General features: G+C 74.9%; 1 protein-coding gene. It reads right to left on the bottom strand.

All coding sequences use genetic code 11. From position 1 onward, the window contains the following. Positions 1-54: 54 nt before the first annotated feature. The coding region (locus CCN51_RS48980; protein WP_143676164.1) for an ABC transporter permease at positions 55-1,282 on the bottom strand (1,228 nt) is incomplete at its 5' end.

Below are 1,282 nucleotides of genomic sequence, written 5' to 3'. Positions count from 1 at the left end.
GGGGCAGGGGCGGGCGCGGCCGAGCGCCCGCCCCTGCCCCCGTTCTCCTCCGCCTCACTCCGTACGCAGCGCCGTGGCCGTACGCGTCCGGGCCGCCCAGCCCGCGGGGAGCAGGGCCCCGGCGGCCGCGATCAGCAGGCCACCGAGACCGAGCAGAAGCAGCTCGGGCGGGGCGTAGACGTCGAGGGCCGAGGTGGGGAGGGTGAGTCCGGCGCTGTGGCCCATGGCGGGGACGACCGCCGCGTGCAGGGCCAGACCGGCCGGGACGCCGACGGCGCCGCCCGCAAGCCCCACCACGACGACCGAGGCGAGGACCATCGCGACGGTCTGCCGCGGGGTCATCCCGAGCGCCTTGTGTACGCCGAGGTCGTGGACGCGTTCGCGGGTGTCGAGGACGACCGCGTTGAGCACACCCAGCCCCGCGACGGCGACGAGCATCAGGGTGAGGAGCGCGGCCAGCGCGTCGAGGACGAGGATCATCTCGCTCTCGCCGCCTGAGGAGCCGGTGTGCGCGGTGACGTCCAGCGAGCCGAGCGCGGAGTTCAGGGCGGTGACGTAGGCGGCCGCGTCCGTGCCGGGCTTGAGGGTGATGCGGTAGCTGTCGACGGGAGTGCTCGCGGGGGCGAGCGTCGCGGCGTCTGTGAGGACGTTCATGCCCTGGTTCCGGGGGTCGAAGACCTCTCCCACGATCCGGACCCGGATCGTCTTGCCGTCGTGGTTCAGGGCGACGGTGTTCCCCAGCCGGGTGCCGGTGGCGGCGAGGAACTGGGTCGGCACGACGGCCTCACCCGGTTTCGCGAACCATCTGCCGGAGACCTTCTGGTAGTTGGACCAGGTGGCGTCCCCGGTGAAGGTGTGGAGATCGGTGGTGCCGGACAGCCCGGCGATGGTCACCTCGGTGGCGGCGGTGGCGTAGTACGCGCGGGTCCCCGGCTGAGCCTTGATCGCCGCGGTGATCGCGGCGGGGTCGGCCGTGATCCGCGGCGGACCGCCGGGGCCCTTGCGGTGCGGGCCGGAACCGTTGTCCGGGCCGGGACCGCCGTTCGAGCCGGGGTCTCCCTCCGGGCCGGGACCGCCGTTCGAGCCGGGGTCTCCCTCCGGGCCGGGACCGCCCTCCGGGCCGAGGACCGCCTCGTTGGCTTCGACGGCGACATCGGCTCTGTCGTGCTCCCTGGCATCCTGCACCCGGTTCAGCGAGGCGGCCAGGCCCACGGCGAAGGTGACGGCGGCGGCGCCGAAGGCGACGGCCGCGACCATCGCGGCGGCGCGGGCGGGGCGGGCG

The sequence above is a fragment of the Streptomyces milbemycinicus genome (genome assembly GCF_002154605.1).
In the GTDB taxonomy this organism is placed as follows: domain Bacteria; phylum Actinomycetota; class Actinomycetes; order Streptomycetales; family Streptomycetaceae; genus Streptomyces; species Streptomyces milbemycinicus.
Note: the sequence above shows the minus strand (reverse complement) of the source record. Positions and strands in the feature narration are given on the sequence as shown.